This window comes from Streptomyces sp. NPDC004561 (assembly GCF_053602155.1).
This window is the reverse complement of sequence record NZ_JBSGDB010000877.1, coordinates 1-1,633: the sequence shown is the minus strand read 5'-3', so window position 1 is coordinate 1,633 and position 1,633 is coordinate 1. Positions and strand designations below refer to the sequence as shown.

Here is a 1,633-nt window from a genome sequence, read left to right as displayed (position 1 = left end):
GAGATGGTGGAGGAAGCGAGCACCGGCCTGCTCGCCGCCGTACGGGCACACCTGGAGGGACGGGCCGCATGAGCGACGCCACCGAGGACGAGGACCGTACCGGCGACGGCACGCGCGCGGTACGGGCCGGGCTGCCCGAGCCGGTCAAGCACGAGCCGACCCTGCCCGGTCCCGTCTTCGCCGCGCACTTCCATCTGCCGGGCGAGGTGACGGGACCGTACTCCTACGGCCGCGACGACAACCCGACCTGGACGCTGCTGGAGCGTGCCATCGGCGAGCTGGAGGCGCCCGGGCGGGCGGACGTCGAGACGCTGGTGTTCGCCTCCGGCATGGCCGCCATCTCCGCCGTGCTGTTCTCCCAGCTGGGCGCCGGGGACGCGGTCGTGCTGCCCTCCGACGGCTACCAGGCGCTGCCGCTGGTCCGCGCCCAGCTGGAGGCCTACGGCGTCGAGGTGCGCACCGCGCCCACCGGCGGGGACGCACAGCTGGAGGTCCTCGGAGGCGCCCGGCTGCTGTGGATCGAGTCCCCGTCGAACCCCGGGCTCGACGTGTGCGACATCCGGCGCCTGGTGGCGGCGGCACGTGCGCAGGGCACCTTGGTGGCCGTCGACAACACCCTCGCCACCCCGCTGGGACAGCGCCCGCTTGAGCTGGGCGCCGACTTCTCGGTGGCCAGCGGCACCAAGCAGCTCACGGGGCACGGGGACGTCCTGCTGGGCTATGTCGCCGGCCGGGACGCCGAGGCGATGGCCGCCGTGCGCCGCTGGCGAAAGATCGTCGGAGCGATCGCCGGGCCCATGGAGGCCTGGCTCGCACACCGGTCCGTCGCCACGCTCCAGCTGCGCGTCGACCGGCAGAACGCCACCGCACTCGCCGTCGCGGAGGCCCTGCGGCAGCGACCGGAGGTGTCCGGGCTGCGCTATCCGGGACTGCCCGGCGATCCCTCGCACGAGGTCGCTGCGCGGCAGATGCGCCGCTACGGCTGTGTCGTCTCCTTCACCCTGCCCACGCGCGCGCGTGCGGAGCGCTTTCTCGAGGCCCTGCGCCTGGTGGAGGACGCGACGAGCTTCGGCGGGGTGCGCTCCACGGCCGAGCGCCGTGGCCGCTGGGGCGGGGACGCGGTCCCGGAGGGCTTCATCCGGATGTCCGTCGGCGCCGAGGACTCCGAGGACCTGGTGGCGGACATCCTGCGCGCCCTGGACGAGTCCGCCGGCTGAGCAGGGAAGCGTACATTCGCCGAGGTCGCGGGACGGTCCGAGCCTCCCCCCTCGTGGCTCGGACCGTCTACGGTTCCACGCGCGAAGAACCGCGCGAACCAGGCTAGTTGACTCTGCGTCAGTGTCCAATCACGCTAGCGACAGAGACCTATCGACTTATTTATAGTTGATGCCTGCCTGGGGGCCGGAGGAGGGCAGGGACAGGGGAGGGCACGCCATGGATCTGGCCTTGCTGCGCACCTTCGTCACCGTGCACCGGGCCGGCTCCTTCACGCGTGCCGCGGCTCTGCTCGGGCTCTCCCAGCCCGCCGTCACCTCGCAGATCCGCACCCTGGAACGCCAGCTGGGCAAGCCCCTCTTCCTCCGCCAGGCCCGCGGGGTGACCCCGACGACCATCGGCGACGAACTCGCCCACA

The 1,633-nt window shown here is 72.7% G+C and carries 2 protein-coding genes; both read left to right on the top strand.

Translation table 11 applies throughout. From position 1 onward, the window contains the following. Positions 1-68: 68 nt before the first annotated feature. Positions 69-1,217, top strand: a complete 1,149-nt coding sequence (locus ACWEN3_RS46320; RefSeq protein WP_452984435.1) for a cystathionine gamma-lyase — start codon at positions 69-71, stop codon at positions 1,215-1,217. Between the two features lie 217 nt (positions 1,218-1,434). Continuing rightward, a partial coding sequence (locus ACWEN3_RS46315; RefSeq protein ID WP_452984433.1) for a LysR family transcriptional regulator occupies positions 1,435-1,633 on the top strand: 199 nt, incomplete at its 3' end.

What these genes read in the sequence shown, in the direction of transcription:
- ACWEN3_RS46320 (WP_452984435.1), top strand. Translation starts at nt 69, where the DNA reads ATGAGCGACGCCACCGAGGACGAGGACCGTACCGGCGACGGCACGCGC.